The organism is Glutamicibacter arilaitensis (genome assembly GCF_044793945.1).
GTDB classification, from domain to species: Bacteria; Actinomycetota; Actinomycetes; order Actinomycetales; family Micrococcaceae; genus Glutamicibacter; species Glutamicibacter arilaitensis_B.
Genome location: NZ_CP084994.1, coordinates 1,346,341 through 1,366,009, shown reverse-complemented (window position 1 = coordinate 1,366,009; position 19,669 = coordinate 1,346,341). Strand labels below are relative to the sequence as shown.

17 protein-coding genes and 1 pseudogene are annotated in these 19,669 nt (G+C 59.5%); 7 read left to right on the top strand and 11 right to left on the bottom strand.

Annotation, left to right across the window (positions count from 1 at the left end; all coding sequences use genetic code 11):
• Positions 1–13: 13 nt before the first annotated feature.
• The 3 genes and pseudogenes from hpaD to LG294_RS06330 form a co-directional block, all read left to right on the top strand.
• Positions 14–1,111 carry a 3,4-dihydroxyphenylacetate 2,3-dioxygenase gene (gene hpaD, locus LG294_RS06340; protein WP_404291662.1) on the top strand — a complete coding sequence of 366 codons (1,098 nt, stop codon included), beginning with the start codon at positions 14–16 and terminating at the stop codon, positions 1,109–1,111.
• A 273-nt stretch (positions 1,112–1,384) separates the two neighbouring features.
• Positions 1,385–3,322, top strand: coding sequence for an ATP-binding protein (locus LG294_RS06335; RefSeq protein WP_404290582.1), 1,938 nt, complete (start codon positions 1,385–1,387; stop codon positions 3,320–3,322).
• Between the two features lie 36 nt (positions 3,323–3,358).
• A pseudogene (locus LG294_RS06330) lies at positions 3,359–3,487 on the top strand (3,4-dihydroxyphenylacetate 2,3-dioxygenase); the annotation flags it as partial.
• 105 nt (positions 3,488–3,592) lie between these two features.
• On the opposite strand, the gene LG294_RS06325 reads toward LG294_RS06330, so the two are convergent.
• From LG294_RS06325 to LG294_RS06310, 4 genes are all read right to left on the bottom strand, one after another.
• On the bottom strand, positions 3,593–4,174 hold the full coding sequence (locus LG294_RS06325; RefSeq protein WP_404290580.1) for a dihydrofolate reductase family protein: 582 nt from the start codon (positions 4,172–4,174) through the stop codon (positions 3,593–3,595).
• A gap of 219 nt (positions 4,175–4,393) precedes the next feature.
• Complete coding sequence (locus LG294_RS06320) at positions 4,394–4,864, bottom strand: FadR/GntR family transcriptional regulator (protein WP_404290578.1); 471 nt, start codon at positions 4,862–4,864, stop codon at positions 4,394–4,396.
• Positions 4,865–4,957: 93 nt separating this feature from the next.
• Positions 4,958–5,950: an NAD(P)-dependent oxidoreductase gene (locus LG294_RS06315; protein ID WP_404290576.1), complete on the bottom strand. Its 993-nt coding sequence runs from the start codon at positions 5,948–5,950 to the stop codon at positions 4,958–4,960.
• Positions 5,951–5,963: 13 nt separating this feature from the next.
• Positions 5,964–7,061: an isocitrate/isopropylmalate dehydrogenase family protein gene (locus tag LG294_RS06310; protein ID WP_404290574.1), complete on the bottom strand. Its 1,098-nt coding sequence runs from the start codon at positions 7,059–7,061 to the stop codon at positions 5,964–5,966.
• A 218-nt stretch (positions 7,062–7,279) separates the two neighbouring features.
• Between LG294_RS06310 and LG294_RS06305 the strand changes: the two genes are divergently transcribed.
• The 3 genes from LG294_RS06305 (at position 7,280) to LG294_RS06295 (ending at position 10,881) form a co-directional block, all read left to right on the top strand.
• Positions 7,280–7,924 (top strand): IclR family transcriptional regulator, encoded by a 645-nt coding sequence (locus LG294_RS06305; RefSeq protein WP_404290572.1) that lies wholly within the window; start codon positions 7,280–7,282, stop codon positions 7,922–7,924.
• Positions 7,925–7,967: 43 nt separating this feature from the next.
• Positions 7,968–9,608 (top strand): ABC-F family ATP-binding cassette domain-containing protein, encoded by a 1,641-nt coding sequence (locus tag LG294_RS06300; protein WP_404290570.1) that lies wholly within the window; start codon positions 7,968–7,970, stop codon positions 9,606–9,608.
• A gap of 175 nt (positions 9,609–9,783) precedes the next feature.
• Positions 9,784–10,881: a fatty acid desaturase family protein gene (locus tag LG294_RS06295; RefSeq protein WP_404290568.1), complete on the top strand. Its 1,098-nt coding sequence runs from the start codon at positions 9,784–9,786 to the stop codon at positions 10,879–10,881.
• Between the two features lie 84 nt (positions 10,882–10,965).
• Here LG294_RS06295 and LG294_RS06290 read toward each other — a convergent pair whose 3' ends face one another.
• Complete coding sequence (locus tag LG294_RS06290; protein ID WP_404290566.1) at positions 10,966–11,331, bottom strand: META domain-containing protein; 366 nt, start codon at positions 11,329–11,331, stop codon at positions 10,966–10,968.
• A 178-nt stretch (positions 11,332–11,509) separates the two neighbouring features.
• Between LG294_RS06290 and LG294_RS06285 the strand changes: the two genes are divergently transcribed.
• Entirely contained in the window at positions 11,510–12,172 is a 663-nt protein-coding gene (locus LG294_RS06285) for a phosphoribosyltransferase (protein WP_404290564.1), read from the top strand.
• A 75-nt stretch (positions 12,173–12,247) separates the two neighbouring features.
• On the opposite strand, the gene LG294_RS06280 is transcribed toward LG294_RS06285, so the two are convergent.
• The 6 genes from LG294_RS06280 to LG294_RS06255 all read right to left on the bottom strand — a co-directional run bounded on the left by LG294_RS06280 (position 12,248) and on the right by LG294_RS06255 (position 19,605).
• On the bottom strand, positions 12,248–13,654 hold the full coding sequence (locus tag LG294_RS06280) for a 2-hydroxycarboxylate transporter family protein (protein ID WP_404290562.1): 1,407 nt from the start codon (positions 13,652–13,654) through the stop codon (positions 12,248–12,250).
• A 93-nt stretch (positions 13,655–13,747) separates the two neighbouring features.
• Positions 13,748–14,626 (bottom strand): hydroxymethylglutaryl-CoA lyase, encoded by an 879-nt coding sequence (locus LG294_RS06275; RefSeq protein ID WP_404290560.1) that lies wholly within the window; start codon positions 14,624–14,626, stop codon positions 13,748–13,750.
• On the bottom strand, positions 14,626–15,864 hold the full coding sequence (locus LG294_RS06270; protein ID WP_404290558.1) for a CaiB/BaiF CoA transferase family protein: 1,239 nt from the start codon (positions 15,862–15,864) through the stop codon (positions 14,626–14,628). The genes LG294_RS06275 and LG294_RS06270 overlap by 1 nt, the downstream gene beginning before the upstream one ends.
• Positions 15,865–16,269: 405 nt before the next feature.
• Positions 16,270–17,712, bottom strand: coding sequence for an MFS transporter (locus tag LG294_RS06265; protein ID WP_404290556.1), 1,443 nt, complete (start codon positions 17,710–17,712; stop codon positions 16,270–16,272).
• 90 nt (positions 17,713–17,802) lie between these two features.
• A complete protein-coding gene (locus tag LG294_RS06260; protein WP_404290554.1) occupies positions 17,803–18,546 on the bottom strand; it encodes a TetR/AcrR family transcriptional regulator in 744 nt (247 codons plus the stop codon).
• A gap of 75 nt (positions 18,547–18,621) precedes the next feature.
• Positions 18,622–19,605, bottom strand: coding sequence for a hypothetical protein (locus LG294_RS06255; protein WP_404290552.1), 984 nt, complete (start codon positions 19,603–19,605; stop codon positions 18,622–18,624).
• Positions 19,606–19,669 lie beyond the last annotated feature (64 nt).

Genomic DNA, 19,669 nt, shown 5'->3' with positions numbered 1-19,669 from the left:
CATGGCTAAAGAAATCTCTAACCCAATCCCTACCCCATCGGTGCCAGCGCCGGATATCCTGCGCTGCGCCTATGCGGAACTGGTCGTCACCGACCTGGCTGCATCGCGTAAGTTCTACGTGGACGTCCTGGGCCTGCACGTCTCCTATGAGGATGACAAGCAGATCTACCTGCGCTCCTTCGAAGAGTTCATCCACCACAACCTGGTGCTGACCCTCGGCCCGGTTGCTGCGCTGAAGGCCATGGCCTTCCGCGTGCGCTCCACCGCTGAGGTTGACGCTGCCGAGGCATACTACAAGGAATTGGGTTGCCGCACCGAGCGCCGCAAGGAAGGCTTTGTGCGCGGTATCGGCGATGCGGTTCGCGTGGAAGATCCATTGGGCTTCCCTTATGAGTTCTTCTTCGAAACCACCCACGTTGAGCGTCTGCACATGCGCTACGACCTGTACTCCGCCGGCGAGCTGGTCCGTCTGGACCACTTCAACCAGGTCACCCCGGACGTGCCACGCGGCCGCAAGTACCTCGAAGACCTGGGCTTCACCGTCACCGAAGACATCCAGGATGATGAAGGAACCACCTACGCAGCCTGGATGCAGCGCAAGGGCACCGTACATGACACCGCGCTGACCGGTGGCAACGGCCCACGCCTGCACCACGTGGCCTTCTCCACCCACGAGAAGCACAACATCATACAGATCTGCGACAAGATGGGCGCCCTGCGCATCTCGGACCGCATCGAGCGCGGCCCAGGCCGCCACGGTGTATCCAACGCGTTCTACCTGTACATCCTGGATCCAGATGACCACCGCATCGAGATCTACACCCAGGACTACTACACCGGCGACCCGGACAACCCGGTCATCACCTGGGACGTGCACGACAACCAGCGCCGCGACTGGTGGGGCAACCCAGTTGTTCCATCGTGGTACACCGAAGCCTCGAAGGTCCTTGACCTGGACGGCAACGTGCAGGAAGTCATCGAGCGCACCGACTCCTCGGAAATGGATGTCACCGTCGGCGCCGATGGTTTCTCCTACACCCGTGAGAAGGACGAAGACGGCACCTACCGTGGAGAGCCTTCCAAGGGCTTCAAGCTCGGCAACCAGGTCTAAGACCTCGCCGAGGTAGCTTCTAGCTTCCAGTACCTAGCCCGGTGCGGATCACAGATTTCTTCCCTGATTTCCTGTGAACCGCACCGGGCTTTGTTGTGCCAAAATCACTTTCAACAACAAAGTGGGAGACGCGCCCTATTTATGAGGCGTAATATAACAATCTTAAACGCGGCTTCAATAGTCAGCAGACAAGTCACATTACTAGAATCTTCGCATCCAACGGAACGATGCAATATTCTGAGATTAATTTGCCCGTCTAATATTGAGGATTCAATGCGACTCACTGAAATGGAAATCCGCGGTTTTAGAGGATATTCAGAAAAACTGACTATCGGAATCGATTCAAAAACAACAACAATCATCGGTCGAAACGATGCCGGAAAGTCTAGCCTACTTGAAGCGCTAGATATTTTTTTAGGTTCCGGAAAACTGGATAGCCAGGATTTCTCGGTAAAGAACTCGGATGAAATCGAAATAAGCTGCACGTTTATGGAGCTTCCAGAGTCTATCGTGATTGATTCCAGTCGGACTACCAGCCTTGAGGCCGAGTACCTGTTGACCAATGATCGAAAACTTAAACTGATCAAAACTTGGTCGAGATCAAAATTATCAACGCCCTCGCTATCGGCTTGGGCTCTTCACCCTGAATTAAACGACGGAACAGATCTACTAAACTCGAAAATCGATGCTCTCCGCGCTAAAGCGGCAAAGTTATCAATCCCCGATGGAGATATAGATGACAGGCGTACTTCTTCGTCCTACAGAGCAGCCATTTGGCGAGAATCCCTCAGGACATCGGAAGCTACTTTGGTAGACAAACGAGTTCCGCTCACTACCAACGATGGTAAACAAGTGGCAACAACCATCTCCAACTACCTGCCCCTCTTTCAATTGTTCAAAGCCGACCGTCAGGGCGATGAATCTGACAAGGTCGCTCAAGATCCAGCAACGGCTGTCATAAAGTCCGTTCTCGAGGAACACTCAGACGAACTTGCGGGTCTAAGCTCTGTCATACAGGAGAAGGTCTCTGACCTCCTCCGCGAGGTCGTGACTGTGCTCCAAGATATCGCTCCGCAGGTCGCCAAATCGCTTTCTCCAAGCAATCCGTCACCGAATTGGGCTAAAGCGTACTCAGGACTGCAATTTACCGATGAGAATGATGTGCCACTGGCAAAACGGGGTAGCGGTACCCGGCGTCTAGTACTACTGAGTTTCTTTCGTGCAACTGCAGAACGGGCCCTTCGGGAATTAGAACAACCATCTGAGCAATATCATCGTGGAGTGATTACGGCCGTTGAAGAACCAGAGACGGCTTTACATGCAGATTTGCAGACAGAAATTATTAACTCGTTGCTCGATATCGGTGATTTACCTCATCGTCAAGTTATTCTAACGACTCACAGTGCCAATTTAATCAGGCTGGTACCAGTCGATTCGATTAGATATATCTCTTCAGATGAAGCCTCACGCCGTACCTGCACGATTGCTAAAGATCCGCAAAATGCCGAAGACTTGCTCGTTAAACTCAACGAATCGCTAGGCGTATTTAGCGATCACAATGTCCGATGCTTCGTGTTAATTGAAGGACGCAACGACATCACGGGTTTAAAGAATTTAAGTGCGTCCTGCCAAGACCACGGAATCGAGGGGGTTCATTCATTCTCAGATCTTGAGGCAAAGGGACTTATTTGCTTCTTGCCAATCGGCGGTGGCGGTAGCGCATCTCTGTGGAACAGTAATTTATCCCCATTCCGTAGACACGAAATATACATCATGGATAGCGACCGTTTGGAATCAACAACAGACCTAAAGCCCGAGATGAAGAAGTTAATGATGACAGCGGACGACTTACGTGAAGTGCATATACTCGACTCGCGAGAAATGGAAAATTATCTAACTCACGAATCCATCCAGCATGCGTACTCCGATTTTGCGAAGTTTGACGAAGAATTCGATGACTCGGTTGCCGGGCTCGAATGGAAGTATGTGGATGTCCCCACCGTCGTTGCGAAATCACTTCACAATGTCAACGCACCAGCTGATACGGCTTGGGATGAATTACCTAAGGAAAAGCAAGATAGCAAGGAATCTAGAGCCAAAAAGCGACTAGCGTCCGCTTTTTCACACCCGAGTGTTTCACAGTCGTTAGCGGATGAATCCACAGACCTACTTGAAATTCTCCGTTCTATTACGATTAAGGCTTTGCATTAGGAACAGTGGACAGCAACGTGCAGGTAGTTATCACCCCGCACCGACTCCTCGGAAATGAATGTCACCGTCGGCGCCGACGGTTTCTCCTACACCCGTGAGAAGGACGAAGATGGCACCTACCGCGGAGAGCCTTCCAAGGGCTTCAAGCTAGGTAACCAGGTCTAAGACCTCGCCGAGGCAGCTTCCCTGAGCTGCTACGTGAAAATCCCGGGGCACCAGCGATTGAATTCGCTGGTGCCCCGGGATTTTTTGGTGTCAAAGCACGATCGACTACCGGCGCACCGGGTAGCGCAAGTGGAGTACCCTCTGACCCTGAATGACTGCGTCGGGATCTTCCAGCAGGTGCTGGGCGGCGACCGATCCGAAGAAGCGCTTGCCGGAGCCGAATACGACGGGGACGACGTCCATTCGCACCTCGTCCACCAGCCCAGCGGCCAGCACCTGGCCGCCGACCTCGCCCGCGGAAACCTCGACGATGCGTTCACCGGCGAGTTCCTGCGCCTTGGCCACGGCCGCCGCGACAGAGTCGACGAAGTAAAATGGCGCCTCGGAATCCCAGCCCTCAGGTCTCGGCCGGTGCGTCACCACAACCATGTGCTCTACCCCGCTCGGCGGCGTCCCGTCCCAACCGTCCGTCATGTCGAAGACGTGGCGGCCAACGATAGTCGCACCGATCTGGTCCCAGTAGGGCTTGGTGTAGTTGTACGAGTTCTGAGACACCTTCACCTCGCCGCTTTCGTCCAACGGGATGTCTCCGCTGACCAGCCATTCGAAGAGCGGTCCAGGCTGGTCGTTTTCATCCGCGATGAAGCCATCCACCGACACCGAGCCGTATATGACAACCTTGCCCATGGGACTCTCCTATGCTTTGGGGTGACTCATAGTAGCAGTCCCCTATCGTTTCAGATGTGGCCGGCGGACGAGGTTTTTAGCAGCGGACTGCACGGCAGGAGTCAACTGACTGGGTGCGCACGTCATTGAGTTCTTCTTCTAACTCATGCGCGTTCATTGCCCCCAGCCGATCTTCGGCCACGAAGCTCATCGGAGTGCGCTGCGTTCGCCAATAGAACCCTAGGCCTCGTCTTCTTTGAGCAGCGGAACATCCGAAACCATTTCGGTATGCTCCTGCATCGCTTCTGTGGCTCCGCTGGCATCACCAGCGCGGATTGCAGTGGCGATCTTGTGATGCGTTTCGAGCACCATCTCGGCGATAAAACTCATGACCTTTTGCATAACCGCTGATTTAGCGGCGCCCGTGACCGCCTCGTGGAAGAGTTCATCCCCACGCGCTCCGCGTCCACCACCGCTGATTTCTTCGGCCTTCACGACCAGTGCCTGATCTATTTTCTCCAGGTCCGCTTCAGTGCGAGGTTCGGCAGCCAAGGCGACAAGCTTAACTTCCAGAGTGCTGCGCGCTTCGACAATCTCGGGAGGTCGGTTTTTATGCGCACGCAGATCGCGCAGTACCTTGGCGACGCACGGCGAAGGCATCGCCGAGGCTGTAATACACGCTCCGACGATGCCCTTTTCAATGTTCTTCAATGTCTTTTGCCATTTTCGCGAAGCACAACAGCAGCTGCTTCTGCGGCAACGCGACAACCCGCCCTCAAAAGAGTGCGGGTTGTCGCGCGGAAACTACCTCGCGTTTTCCAGACTCGGTGCACGCTTGGTCTGCGTGATGACCCCGCGTGGGATCTCGCCGCGCAGCACCGCGTGGATGTTTTCCCACACCGTCTCGATGCGCCGCTGCACGTTCTCCCAGCCCACCCCGGCCATATGCGGGGTGCAGACAACGCTCTCCAGCTTCAGCAGTTCGCTATTCAGGCTCAGCGGCTCACTTTCGAAGACATCCAGACCGGCCCCGGCGATGCGCTCTTCGCGCAAGACCTCAATGAGTGCTTCCTCGTCGATCACCTCGCCGCGTCCAACGTTGACCAGAATGCTGCGCTGCTTCATCTTGGACAGCTCTTCACGGCCGATCAGCTTCTCCGATTCGGCGTTCAGCGGAAGGTTTACGCAGACGATGTCGGATTCTCGCATCAGTTCATCGAGCGAAACCTGCTTGGCGGAGATCAGCTCGGAGACGGTCAGCGGAATCTCGGCGTTGTCATAGAAGACCACGTTCGCCCCGAAACCGTGATGCACCACCTTGCCGACCCAGCGGCCGATATTTCCCAGCCCCACGATGCCCACGGTCTTGCCGTAAAGCTCCGAATAGGATGCTTCCTGAAGATCTTGGCGCCATTTGCCTTCGCGCAGCGCCACCTTGGAGGCCGGGATGCGGCGCAGCAGGGTGAGGATGAGGGTGACCGCGTGCTCGGCGACGGAGATGGAGTGGGTTTTCATTTGCGCTACGGGAATGCCCAGGTCGTTGAGCACCTCTTCGGACAGCTGGCCGTAGCCGGAGCTCATGTACTGGATGAACTTCGCCTGGCCTGCCGCACGGAAGACCGCTTCAGGGATTTCGATGCCCGAGATGATGAAGTCAGCGTCCGCCGCCTGCTCGCACATTCTCTGGGTTGAGGTGCCTGCGGGCAGCACGGTCAGCTGGAATCCTTCCGGGGTGGACCGTTCCAACCCGTCGATGTAGTCCTTCAAGGGGTTCAAAAACAGAACTTTATAGCTCATGTTCCGGGCCTTTCTACAAGCTCTGGGTGGATAGCGCGGCGGCGGACTTCAGCGATTGGAGCACCGCTTCGGTCACCTGATCGGTGCTGGCGGTGCCACCGATGTCCTTGGTGCGTGGCCCGCTGGCCAAAACGCGCTCCACCGCTTCATTGATATGGCGTGCGGCCTGCAGGCACTCGGCGTCCTCGCGGCGTTCGCCGAGCCAGTTCAGCATCATCGCGGCGGAGAGAATCATTGCAATCGGGTTGGCAACGCCGGCGCCGGCGATATCCGGGGCGCTGCCGTGCGAAGGCTGGAAGACCCCGTGCTTCAGGCTCACGTCGGCCGAGGGCGCCACGCCCAGTCCGCCAACCAGCCCGGCGGCGATCTCCGAGGTGATGTCGCCGAAGATGTTCTCGCTGACGATCACGTCGAAGCGTTCCGGGTCGGTGACCATGTACATGGACCCGGCGTCGATGTAGAACTTGTTGCTCTCAATGTCGGTGTTTTTCGCGGCCACCTCGTCGAAGACCTTTTCCATCAGCACGTTGCTGCGCAGCGCGTTGGACTTGTGCAGCAGGGTGACGCGGCCCGGGGTGCCCCGCTTACGGCGGGCGCGGGCCTCTTCGAAGGCCACGTCGAAGAGTTTCTCGCTGGTGGCGCGGGTGATGGTCATCCGGTCGGTGGCCTGTTCATCACTTGGCTCATGTACATCGTGGAGCCCGGCGAACATTCCTTCGGATGTTTCGCGGATAACCAGCATGTCCACCTTTTCGGCCTTCACCGCGGAGGGCACACCCGCAAAGAGCTTCACCGGGCGCAGGCTCGCGAAAAGTTTGTAATAGGCGCGCATTTCCACCTGGGCACCGAGCTCCAGGCCGTGCTCGTCGCGCACGTCGGGAAGTCCCATGGCACCGAAGAGGACCGCGTCGGTTTCACCGATCACGTCCATATCCGCTGCGGTAATTTTGCGTCCGGTGCGGCGGTAGAGGTCGGCGCTGAAGTCATAGGTGGTGTAGTTCAGGTTCAGGTCGAACTGCTTTTCGCATTCGCCGAGCACCGCAAGTGCGGATTCAACAACCTCGGGGCCGATTCCGTCGCCGGGGATAACCGAAATTTCGTACTGCGCCATAACTTTCCTGCCTTCGACAATAAATCCCACTCAATGGGAAATCTTTGCTATTTAGTGGGAATACAATAACAGCAGGCGATCGGAATCACCAGCCTGGGGCGCGAAGATTCTTCCTTGATTGCGCGCCACTCTTTCCCATACAGTAGGAATCAGTTTCCTCTAAGTGGCAATAACTGCCAGCTGAAGAGGTATTTCCCTCCAGCGAAAAGGCCAAACACTTGTCCGAGACCACCGCGAACCGCCAGCTCGACCGCATCTGCCTGATACTTGACGCACTGGAATTCGGCGACGCCACGGCCAGCGAATTGGCCCGGCGCACCGGACTGTCAACCTCCACCGCGCACCGTCTGGCACTCAACCTGGCCGAATACGACTTCCTGCGCCGCGAATCCTCGGGAAGTTTCAGCCTCGGCCGACGCTTCGTGCGCAGTCGCCTCGAAATCGTGGGGCTCAGCCATCTGACCCACCTGCGCGATACCACCGGAGAGACCGCCCAACTGTGGATCCGCCGCGGCGACTCGCGAGTCTGCGTAGCTTCGGTCGACTCGCGGCACGAACTGAAAGCCACCCTGCCGGTCGGCGCCAGCCTGACGCTGCCCTATGGTTCCAGCGGCCGACTGCTTGCCTTCGATGCCGCGGCCCTCTCCTCGGTAGAGGCCAACGGCTGGGTGGAGTCGGTGGGACTGCGCACCCCGGGCCTCGGCTCGGTCAGCGCGCCGATCACCCAGAAGGACCATGTGGTGGCCTCGATCTGCCTCGCCATGCCGCTCACGCGCTGCGAGGTCTCCCCGGGCGTGGACCACGGAGCGCTGGTTGCCCACACGGCCGCGCAGATTTCCCAGGCCTTCGCCAACCAACGCTAGGCATGTGCACGAGTCGGGCACGGTAGAACCTAAACTTGAGACTATGACTGCAACACTGGTGGCCAAGGACCTTGCCGGGGGCCACGCCGATCGAACTCTCTTCTCCAAGCTCAGCTTCACCCTCTCCCCCGGAGAGGTCTATGGGATCGTCGGCGCCAACGGCGCCGGCAAGACCACCTTGCTGAGGCTGTTGGCGGGGGTCGATGAGCCGATGGGTGGCAGCGTGTCCACCGCTCCTGATGGCGCGTTCATCGGCTGGATGCCCCAGGAGCATGAACGGATCGAAGGCGAAAGCATCGCCGATTATCTGGCCCGCCGCACCGGCTGCGCCCAGGCCACCGCGACCATGGAAGCCACCGCCGAAGCGCTGGGCTCCGGCAAACCCGGAGCCGATGACGCCTACGCGGTAGCCTTCGAGCACTGGATGGCCTCCGGCGCCATGGACTTGGAGGACCGCGCCCCGGCCGTGCTGGCGGAACTGGGCTTCGAGCTGCCCATGGATTCGCTGATGACCGCCTTGTCCGGTGGACAGGTGGCGCGCATCGCCTTGGCCGCCCTGCTGCTCTCTCGCTTCGACCTCGTGCTGCTCGACGAACCCACCAATGATCTGGATCTGGCCGGGCTGCAACGCCTGGAAAACTTCATCACCTCGCTGCGCGCGGGCGTGGTCCTGGTCTCCCATGACCGCGAATTCCTGGCCCGCTGTACCACCGGCATCGTGGAGCTGGATCTGGCGCAGAACCAGGTCGCGGTCTACGAAGGCGGCTACGACTCCTATCTGGAGGAGCGCGATATCAACCGCCGCCATGCCCGCGAGGCATATGACGAGTTCGCCGGCAAGAAGGCCGATCTGGTCTCCCGGGCGCGCACCCAGCGTGAGTGGTCTTCCCAAGGCGTGCGCAACGCGATGAAGAAGAACCCGGATAACGACAAGCTACGCCGCAAAGCCTCCAACGAATCCTCGGAGAAGCAGGCGCAGAAGGTCCGCCAGATGGAATCGCGGATCAAGCGCCTGGAAGAGGTGGTTGAACCGCGCAAGGAATGGGTGCTGCAGTTCGAGATCGCCGAGGCCGAACGCTCCTCCTCGGTCGTCTCCACGCTGAACGAGGTGGCATTGGATCGCGGGCATTTCAGCTTCGGCCCGCTGTCCATCCAGCTGAACGCCGGGGAACGGATCGGCATCACCGGACCGAACGGCGCGGGAAAGTCCACGTTGCTGAACCTGCTGCTGGGCAAGTTGTCCCCGGATTCGGGCACCGCAACGCTGGGCACCTCGGTGGCCATCGGCGAGATCGACCAGGGGCGCAGCTACCTGCCCGAAGATCTGCCCTTAGGCACCGCCTTCGAAAACGCCCTGCCGGAAATGACCTCGGCCGATGCGCGCACGCTGCTGGCTAAGTTCGGGTTGAAGGCGAACCATTCGGCCTCCTTGGTCGGCGCGCTCTCCCCCGGAGAACGCACCCGCGCCGGATTGGCGCTGCTCCAGGCGCGCGGGGTGAACCTGCTGGTGCTTGATGAACCCACCAACCACCTTGATTTGCCGGCCATCGAGCAGCTCGAAGAGGCACTTGATAGCTATGAGGGCGCACTGCTGCTCGTCACCCACGACCGGCGGATGCTTGAAAATGTGAGTCTGGACGCGCGGTGGGAAATAGCCGACGGCCAGCTTACGGTCCGCCACTAGCCCAGCACGGGCGTAGAGGTGTTGACTTCGAGGCCAATTGAAATCGAAACAATTTGAAATTCTCGGCTCTGGACAGACAGTTCACAGATATTCAACGTAAGCTTTAAAACATGGGAGCCGAGTTTTTCAGTTCTTTCGACTGTAAAGTCGACGCCTATACCCCAAGGATAATTACATGAGTAGCAGTTCAGTCATGGAATCCACCGCACCCTCTGTCAAACCTGGCGATCCGAAAAGCTTCTTCCACGTGAAGAAGCTAGTTGCTGATGCCGGTTTGGTGCAGCGCCGCCCCGGTCACTACCTCGGCGTAGCGACAGTCCTAACCGTCCTTCTTGGCGGAACAATTGCCGGATTCATCCTGCTCGGTGACAGCTGGTTCCAGCTGCTCATGGCCGGCGCTCTGGGGCTATTGCTAACTCAGTTCGCCTTCCTAGCCCACGAAGCGGCGCACCGCCAGATTCTGTCCTCGGGCAAGCACAACGACAAGCTTGGCCAGTTCTTGGCCAACATCGTGGTGGGCATCAGCTACCAGTGGTGGATGAACAAGCACAATAAGCACCACGCCACCCCGAACACCATCGGCAAGGATCCGGATATCGAGTGGGACACCATCTCGTTCCAGACCGAAGATGCCAAGCGCCAGCGTGGTGTGCTCAAGTGGATCACCGAACGCCAGGGCTACCTGTTCTTCCCGCTGCTGACCATGGAGGGCCTGAACCTCCACATGCAGTCGATCAAGTACCTGTTCCGCGCGAACCGAGTGAAGAACCGCAAACGCGAAATGATCTCCATCGCCCTGCGTATCGCGATCTACCTAGCGGCGATCTTCTACTTCCTGCCAATCGGCATGGCTTTCGCCTTCATCGGCGTGCAGCTGGCAGTCTTCGGCGTCTACATGGGTGCCTCGTTCGCACCGAATCACAAGGGCATGCCGATGATTCCGCAGAGCGCACGCATCGACTTCTTCTCCCGCCAGGTACTGACCGGACGCAACGTCATGGCCAAGTCCACCTGGGGCAACCGCATCCTGTCGCACGTCTATGGCGGATTGAACTACCAGGTGGAGCACCACCTGTTCCCGTCGATGCCACGCGCTAACCTGGCCGCAGTATCAGCGATCGTTCGCCAGTACTGCGAAGACCACGACGTTCCGTACACCATCGCCAGCGTGCGTGAGTCCTACTCGCAGGTCATCACCTACCTGAACAAGGTTGGCCTTTCGGCCCGCGACCCATTCGATTGCCCGATGGTCACCGGTTTCCGAACCATCTAGTCCGACCGCATTTCAAAAGCCTCAGGGGAGGATCCATTTCGGATCCTCCCCTGAGGCTTTTCTGCCTTCTCATCCGCCGCTTTGCTAGCCTCCGCGTTTCAGCGTGCCGACCTCGGCATTATCTGCATCAAGGACGAGCATATTGTCCCCGGAAACCTGGGCGGTCACCGCGGAAGATAACCACGGGTCGATCCCCAGGCAATACATCTTGGTGCTGCTCAGCTGTTCGAAGCGGATCTCGCCCTCGGCTTCGCTCCATTGGCCGGCGATCCGGTTGCAGCCATCGTTGCCCGCCACCTTTCCGTCCTCGGTCAGCTCCAGCCACGGACTGCCCTGCGCCTTGTCTCCCCACAGCCCGGCCGGGTTTGCATCCGCCCCTGGGCTGCTGGCACAGGAGGCAAGGCTCACCGCAAGAAGCGGCATCACTAGAACTGCTACGAATCGCTTCATAGTCCCAGCCTAGAACGACCTGGGCGGTGAGCCAATGAAGAATCGATAATTGGTAGCCCTCACCCGGCACTCCCGGATGCATTACCCAGATTGGCTGGCAACGCCCGCGGGACGGAGATTGCACGTGCAGCGCCTTCCAGGCCTATCGTCGGTGGCGCAAAACGAGCAAACTATAAGGGTGGATAACGAAGCAGCACCGAAGTATGCCGATCGCCAAGATGCCGGCACGCAGCTGGGAGCTCAGCTGGCCAGCGCCCTGCCGCCGGCAAACTACCTGGTTGCCGGCTTGCTGCGCGGCGGGGTGCCGATCGCCGCCAAAGTTGCCAAAGCGCTAGGTGCCCCGCTGGCCGCGATGACGGTGCGCAAACTGGGATTTCCGGGCTTTGCCGAAACTGCATTCGGTGCGCTGGCCAGCTACCGCGGGAGCTTCGCGACCTATCTCAACCCCTCGATCCATGCCCAGGTGCTCGCCGAGTTCGGACGGCCACGGGCTGAAAGGGTGGAGGAGCATGCCCGGATTGTAGCGGACCGGCTGGACCGGCTCTTCGCTGGCTACGCTCCCCCGCTGACGGGTACTACCGTTGTGCTTTGTGACGATGGATTGGCCACCGGGGCCACCATGAAGGCAGCGCTGCTGCTTGCTCGGCGACTAGGCGCCCACCGGCTGATCGCCGCCGTGCCGGTGGCTCCGGTTTCCTCGCTCGATGAGTTGGAGAAGTTCGCAGACGAATACCACGTTTTGCACTGCCCGCAGCACTTTGGCGCAGTGGGTCGATACTACGAGCGGTTCGAAGCCACCACCGAGAACCTCGCGCTTGATCTCCTGCGGTCACATAGTTGAGCACATACGAGAATGGCCCCAGCTACGCGCACTGCGCAGCTCGGGCCCTTCTCGTAGGGAGAAAAGTTCGCTGATTTATAGCGGAAGGAAGGGCACCAGCAAAGTGGTAAGGAACAAGACGAAGGCGCCACCGATGCGCGTGGACAACGCAGCAAATGGCATCAGGTGCATCCGCTCGGCGGCACTGAGCACCGAGACATCACCAGAGCCGCCGGTATCTGCCATCACCAGGCCCGGAGTGATCGCGGCCTCGACGAAGTTGAACTTCAGCAGCCAGCCGATGAAACCGGCCGAGAGGCCCGCGATGATCACGGTGAATACCACGAGCACCATGAACATCGGGTCGCCCAGCGAGCCGAGCACCTCATTGATATCGATGAATGAAATGCTCACGCCAACCAGCAAGGCCGGAACCATTACCGCGGTGACCATTTCGCCCCAGTCGGTGGTGGCCTCCTCAAGATCCTTGGGAAGCAGGCCGAAGATCTTCAGCGACGCGGCCGCAATGATCATCCAGGCGTAAGGATGCAGCACTTCGAAGTAGGCGCCAAGCAATTCACCGAGCACAAAGAGCACCGCGGTCAGGGCCAATCCCTTGCCCAAGGTCAGGAAGCTGGCGACGGTACGCTTGGGCGGGGTGACCAGTTCTTGGCGCTTTCCCTTGACTCGCATCAATTCACCATTGCCGCTGAATCCGACAAACAGCTGCTTGCGCTTGCCCATGCCGTTGAGCACGCCGGCGATGAGGATACAGAAGATGTTTGCGATAACCACGGCAGACATCAGGTCCCCCATGAACACCGAGGAATCCTGTCCGGTGTGCGCACTGTACATTTCACTCATCGGCACCGCGCCGAGGCCAAGGCCACCGGCCATCACTGGCGCCGCCACGGTGAGTACCGCGGTCCAGAAGCCATAGCCGCTGAGAGCACCAAGCACCCCGGTCAGGGTGAAAGCCAGCAAGATGCAGGAGATCAGCGGGATAGCGAAACGCGGACCCGCCTTGATCAGCAGGGCGCGCGGGGCACCGAGGATGGAACCGGCGATCACCGCGGCGACGAAGAAGTCCAAGAACCCGTGGGTGGTGACAAATTCGGTCACCACCACCGTCATCGCTTCGGGCATCAGACCAAAGAAGATCAGCACCGCGGGAACGAAGGTGCACAGCACCGTGGGCAATCCAAAGTCGCGGACCACAGGGAAGAGGTTACCCAGCCAGATCAACAGTCCACCGAGCAGCATGGCCACCGCAAAACCGCCGAGCATCCCGCCTGGCAGCTTCTCGGTGAGCGCAGCGATCAGCACCACGGCGGCAAGGATGGCATACAACCAGATCGGCATGCCGGTAATGGCCGTATGGCGCGGATTTGAGTGATGCGCGCCCTTGGGAAGCTGCGCCTTTTGAATCAGCTGCTCCAAGGCTTCCGGGTCCCGATCCATGTCTTGGCCCGGAAAGTTTACATCTTGATTGATCTTTGACATCGTATTCTCCCGATGTTTGCCGGTCCATTTAGCATCGGCCTGGCGTATGCCGCTGGTGATAGTTGGACCTGTGAGGTTATTAGGCTACGTTGCCTAACGGGCAGGAAGTTCTTTTGGTGCTAGTGCCGGAGAGGCAGCGACCACTGACTGGGCCAGCGCGGTTGCTTCGGCCAGCGCGACTTCGTCGATTCCGGTGTCGTGCCCCTGGGCGTGCAGGTAGCTCACCAGCTCACCGGTGGACAGGTTCCCCGCCGCTCCCGGTGCAAATGGGCATCCGCCGTAGCCGCCCAAGGCAGCATCGAAGCGGGTTATCCCTGCGTCCACGGCTAGCCCTACGGTTTCCAGTGCCTTGCCATGGGCGTTGTGCAGATGAAGGTAGTAGGTCAGCTCCGGTTCCTGGTCCTGCACGTATTTAACCGAGTCCATGAGGCGCCCAGGTTCTGTAGTGCCCAGGGTGTCGGCCAGCCCGATGTCGTTAATACCCATGGATTTGAAGGCACGCACCACCCGAAGCAGGTGTTCCGCGCTGATTTCGCCTTCGAACGGGCAGGTAAAAGCCGTGGAAATTCCTGCCACGAACCGGATGGCCGGATACTTGGCCACATCTTCAGCCAGCGAGGCCAGCGCATCTTCAATGCTCGCCCCGGCGTTGGCGCTGCTGTGCGCCTGGCTAGCCGAGGAGACCACCGAAATTTCGCTCACCCCCGCGTTGATCGCGCGGGTGATGCCTTTGCCGTTGAGCGCCAATGCGGTGTATTCCACTCCGGCACGGCGGTTGAGCCCGGCGAACAGTTCATGGGCATCGCCCATTTGCGGAACCCGCGCGGGGTTTACGAACGAAGCGACCTCGAGCCGCCCGATCCCCGCATCCATCATTGCTTCGGCAACGCGCAGCTTGTCTTCGGTGGCGACAAGCACTGGTTCGTCTTGCAGCCCATCGCGCAAGAAGACGTCGGTAACTTCGACCCGCATTAGCTGTTCACCGCTTCGGCGTTCAGGGCCGCCAGCTGCTCGGTGTCAAAGCCGGCCAGCTCACGCAGGACTTGCTCGGTGTGCTCTCCCAGTTCCGGTCCGATCCAGCGCACGGATCCTTCGTGGCCCGGAATCTTAGGGACCACACCGGGGAAACGAATCAGCTCTGGTTCGTCGTCGATGACGACCTCATGGGTTTCGATCATTCCTCGGGCGATATAGTGTTCGTCCTTGGCGATGGATGGTGCGTCGTAGACCGGTGCGGCGGGAACTCCGGCGGCGTCTAGGGCTTCAAGCGCTTGTTCCAGCGGCAGGCTCCCGGTGAACGATTCGATGGCGCCGTTCAGCTCTTCTTCGCGCGCCCCGCGTCCCTCGGTGGTTAGCAGACTCTTATCGGCTGCAAGGTCTGCGCGTCCAATGGCCTTCATCAGCCGGACGAATACTGAATTTGAGTTCCCGCCGATTACTACCTCCAGCCCATCCGCGCAGGTATAGGAGCCGGTGGGCACCACGCCAGGCAGTCGCCCGCCGGTGCGTTGGCGGACCATCCCGTAGGCGTCGTAGTCGGGAACGAGGGATTCGAGCAGCGAGAAAACTCCCTCGTACAGGGCCACGTCCACCACGTTGCTTGCTTGGTTGCCGCCCCCTCGGGCGCGATTGAACATCAGCATCAGCGCGCCGATGACTCCATAGAGTCCGGCGACGGTATCTCCAAGGCTGGCTGCTGCGCGGCCGGCCGGACGGTCGGGCTCGCCGGTGATGTAGCGCAGTCCGGCGAAGGACTCGGCCGAGCTGCCAAAGCCTGCACGATCTTTGTAAGGACCGGTCTGACCGTAGCCCGAGATCCGCACGATCACTAGATTCGGGTTGATCTCATTGAGCACCTCTGGTCCCAGACCCCACTTTTCAAGGGTTCCGGGGCGGAAGTTCTCGATGATCACGTCCGTAGTGGCGACAATCTTCTTAATCGCTTCGGCTCCGAGTTCGCTGCGCAGATCCAGCGCTACCGACTTTTTGTTGCGGCCCACGGTACGGAAGAGCATCGAGGTTGTTCCACGGCTCTTGCGCCAGTCGCGCAGTTCATCACCTACGTTAGGCCGTTCAATCTTGATCACCTCGGCGCCGAAGTCACCGAAGATGCGTGCGGCGAACGGCGCAGCAACAAAATTGCCTAGTTCAAGCACACGAATACCGGCCAGTGGCAGATTGTTCTCGCCTAGATGTAGATTCTCAGTCAATGTTTTGACCCCTGTTCAACTTGCAACGTCTTCCCATGCACTGGGAATAGCTTCCCCTTGAGCGGTAAAACTGTAGCAAGTGATACGGAACACAGCAACACTTTCCGCGGACAATTCTCAGAACCTCGCCGCACAATGCCAACTGAAACCGATTGACTAGGCAAGATGAATGGAATTACGCAGCAGCGGAACAATGAACTAAGGACGCAATAGAGGAAATGAGCGGAGCAGTCACGCTCGAAACCGGCGCCGGAGCGCGCCAAATACAACGAAGCACCCGGCGAACTCCGGCATCAAGTCGCTCACCGCATAGTGCGGCGTTGACGCGTAGCACGCAGCGAAGAGGGTGCAGAGGTCTAGAACGAACGGCTCTCGTTGGACGCGCCGTTGCTTTTGAGCGGGTCCTTAGGAGATCGAGACCAGGTCCCGGTGTCCTTTGCGCTGATCGATGATGGCGACAAACATGGTGATCAGCACCAGCAGCGCGATGGCAATGAAGGAGAAGCTCATCGCATTGGTCCATCCGGATAAATGATTCACACCATAGAAGATCGCGGTGATCATCGCCAGGCCCACCGCGGTGCCGATACGCTGGGAGGTCTGCATGAGTCCTCCGGCGCTGCCCGAATTTTCCACCGGAACTTCCATCAGCGTCAGGGTCTGGTTCGGTGAAATGATGAAGCCCTGCGCGATGCCGATAAAGGCCAGCGAAAGCATCATCCACCAGATATTGAGCAGGTCTCGTGCTTGGAGCTCCACCACCATGATGGTGGCCAGCAAGCCAAACAGCGCGCAGCCGGCACCGAAAACGATCATTTTGCGCCCGACGCTCATCACGTAGTTTCCCGCCAGCTGGGAGCTGACGGCTGAGATCAAGGCCGCCGGCAGGCAGATCAAGCCCGCCTGCAGGGCACTGAAACCCAGTGCGCTTTGCACATAGATTGCGACCAGCACCCAGACGCTGCTGACTCCCATGAAGTACAGTCCGGCGATCAGGCTTCCATTGGTGAAGCTGGAGATCTTGAACAGGGCCAGCTCGACCATCGGGGAGCGTCCGCGCGCCTTGTACTTTTTCTCCCAGTACACCCAGTACGCCAAGATCCCCAGACCAACGGCGAGCAACGACCAGAGCACAGGATTCTCGCGTCCCTGCACGAAGGGCAGCAGGAAGGCGAGCAAGCCGACCGCCAGCAATACGCCGCCAACCGGGTCCAAATCCAGCTTTCCGGTGCCGCGCACAAGGAGCGGCCTAGGAAGCCACAGCAGTGCCAGGACTACGGCGATAATTCCCACCGGCACGTTGATCAAAAAGGTCCAACGCCACCCGGCGTCGGGTCCGAGCCCGCCGATGAGGAAGCCGCCGAGCACCGGGCCGATCGCCACGGAGACGCCGATGACGGTACCCAGCAGCCCGTAGGCGCGTCCTCGTTCATGGCCCTTGAAGTGCTGCTGGATCATGCCCATTACCTGCGGGTTGAGCAGTCCGGAGCCAAAGCCCATGATGAACCGGGCAACGTTCAGGCTCGTCGGATCCGGCGCCAAGCCGGCCAGAATGGAAGAGAGGGTGAAGATGACCACGCCGGCCACGAACACCACACCGCGTCCCAGCACGTCGCCGGCGCGGCCCGCGGCTACCAGCACCACACCGAAGGTCAGCGCATAACCGGCCAATACCCACTGCATATCGGCTTCGGAGGCACCGAGTGTGCTTTCGATCGATGGCAGCACCACGTTTACGATGCTGACGCTGACCAGAGACATGAACATGGTCGCCAGCAGCACCCAGAGCAATCGCCAGCGGGCGCCGGACGATAGCGGTTCAGGTACCGTCAAAGATCGCTCAGGCATTGTCCAACTTTCCAAGGTTTAGCAGCGCCATCGGGGGTGGCCGCACGGCGCGCACAGGTAGTTCAGCGCAACTAATCAAAAACTTATTCCCTAGTGGGAGGCCACGTTCCTCGCCAGAATCGCTTCGATGGCGATAATGCGCAGCTCGATCAGGTCCTCGAACATCTCGTCGCTGGTTTGTCCGGGCAGCTGCAGCGCCGCTCGGCATTGCGGCGCGGCTACCTGCGCGGCGGCATCCAACCGGGATTCGGGCATCACGCGAGTGGCAAGATCTTTGTGGTCCGCAGGCAATCGGTCATAGGCGTAGTCGAAACGCAGCCCGAAGCCGAGCACATCCTGCTCCAGGGCTCGGACCATGGTGACAGCAGTTTTCAGCGGCAAGTTGATATCAACGTAGAACTGGAGCAGCCGCTCGATCAGCAGCGTGTGCCTTGGACCGATTTCCACCTGGACGTTCTCTTCCATGCCCACCAGCGAGGCCCGCGGGAACTCCCGGTGGATCCGGCGCGATTCCGCATAGGCCAAACGCACGCTATCGCGCCAGTTCACTGGATCGAATTCGATCAGAGGCGCCTTGTCCAAGAAGAGTTCCACCGCGAGGTTGATGATCTCCTGGCGGTCCTTGACGTAGTTGTACAACGCACGCGGGGTCACATTGAACTCAGCGGCCAAGCGGTGCATGGTCACCGCTGCGAAGCCTTCGTCGCCGGCGATAAACAGCGCCCGTTCGGCCAGATCCTCGCGGGCAAATGCGGTCCAGGCGGAATCCTTGCGTGGGCGGCCACGCCCACGCTTTGCAGAAATTTCCGGTAACTGGTTTGTGGCTTCGCTCATAGCAACAGTCTATGCCTAGACAGCGCCCAGTTTCGGAATTCCTCCGGCCGTCAGGCTTTTATCGCAAAAATGGGTCTAATACAGGGCCAACAGCTTGCGTGCCCGCTCGTGCCAGAGGCTTCCGGCGAGCGCCAAATGCCCCACGGCGAACGCAACGCCTCCGAAAACCCACGGTCCGATCAACGCGAGCGCGCCGATTGAGTTCATTGCCGCCACCAGTCCGGCGGCGATTACCAGAATGCCCACACTGACCAAGAGGACGTGCGCCCACCATTGACGGGTGGGCAGCAGCACTGCCAGCAAGCCGAGCAGGCTCGCCGGACCGATAATCAGCCAGCCATTGAGCTCGGTGGCGCGAAGGCCTGCGGAAACCACCCAGACTCCGGTGGCCAGCACGAGCAGCGCTCCGGCGATCAGCCACAGCGGACCTGGTCGGGCCATGGAGCCGCGCATCATGATCAGCGGGGTGAGCACCTGTGCCCAGAGCAGCACCGTGATGGGCAGGAAGAACAGGCCGATGCCCGCGGACCCGGCGATCACCACAAGCGTGATGGCACTGGCGCCGAGCACCCCGATGATCGTGGAGAAGATATTCTGCAGGTAAAGGCCCAGCACGCTGAGCAGCACCGGAAGCATCGCTACCCAGATCACCTGAGCCCCGACCACCGCTTCGAACCGGGCCAGTGCCCCATCCGCGCCAGCGAAGGGCGTCCATTCACCGGAGTTCCCCGGTGCCGCAATAGGGCCGAAGTACACCACCACGGTGGTGAGCAGCGCGAAGGCGAGAATCGGCCAGCCGAGAATGCGATTGAGGAATTCCTTGCCGCTGCGCACCTGGAGCGCCTCGGGTTCGGTGCGCTGGAATTTCGCGGCTCGCATGCCCGGGGTTCCCAGCTGTTCGATCAGCTCAACCTGCTTGCGGCCACGTCCCGGGAGCTTTTGGATTTTCGCCCGGGTCTGCTCGATGACCTTATTTCGTTCCGCAGACGTCAGATGGCTCAACTCTTGGCGCAGCTGTTCCACATAGTTGCGGGAGGCTCGGGGAAGACGTGACTTCATGAGCCTTACTTTACGCGGTGCAAGGGCTAGTTTGACGAAGGCGAAGGGACACCGCATTTGCGGT

Bases quoted from the DNA above. Each gene is read 5' to 3' on its own strand.
- LG294_RS06260 (WP_404290554.1), bottom strand. From the start codon at position 18,546: ATGAGCGAAGCCACAAACCAGTTACCGGAAATTTCTGCAAAGCGTGGG.
- LG294_RS06325 (WP_404290580.1), bottom strand. From the start codon at position 4,174: ATGGGCAAGGTTGTCATATACGGCTCGGTGTCGGTGGATGGCTTCATC.
- LG294_RS06335 (WP_404290582.1), top strand. From the start codon at position 1,385: ATGCGACTCACTGAAATGGAAATCCGCGGTTTTAGAGGATATTCAGAA.
- LG294_RS06315 (WP_404290576.1), bottom strand. From the start codon at position 5,950: ATGAGCTATAAAGTTCTGTTTTTGAACCCCTTGAAGGACTACATCGAC.
- LG294_RS06265 (WP_404290556.1), bottom strand. From the start codon at position 17,712: ATGCCTGAGCGATCTTTGACGGTACCTGAACCGCTATCGTCCGGCGCC.
- LG294_RS06290 (WP_404290566.1), bottom strand. From the start codon at position 11,331: ATGAAGCGATTCGTAGCAGTTCTAGTGATGCCGCTTCTTGCGGTGAGC.
- LG294_RS06295 (WP_404290568.1), top strand. From the start codon at position 9,784: ATGAGTAGCAGTTCAGTCATGGAATCCACCGCACCCTCTGTCAAACCT.
- LG294_RS06280 (WP_404290562.1), bottom strand. From the start codon at position 13,654: ATGTCAAAGATCAATCAAGATGTAAACTTTCCGGGCCAAGACATGGAT.
- LG294_RS06255 (WP_404290552.1), bottom strand. From the start codon at position 19,605: ATGAAGTCACGTCTTCCCCGAGCCTCCCGCAACTATGTGGAACAGCTG.
- LG294_RS06310 (WP_404290574.1), bottom strand. From the start codon at position 7,061: ATGGCGCAGTACGAAATTTCGGTTATCCCCGGCGACGGAATCGGCCCC.
- LG294_RS06275 (WP_404290560.1), bottom strand. From the start codon at position 14,626: ATGCGGGTCGAAGTTACCGACGTCTTCTTGCGCGATGGGCTGCAAGAC.
- LG294_RS06300 (WP_404290570.1), top strand. From the start codon at position 7,968: ATGACTGCAACACTGGTGGCCAAGGACCTTGCCGGGGGCCACGCCGAT.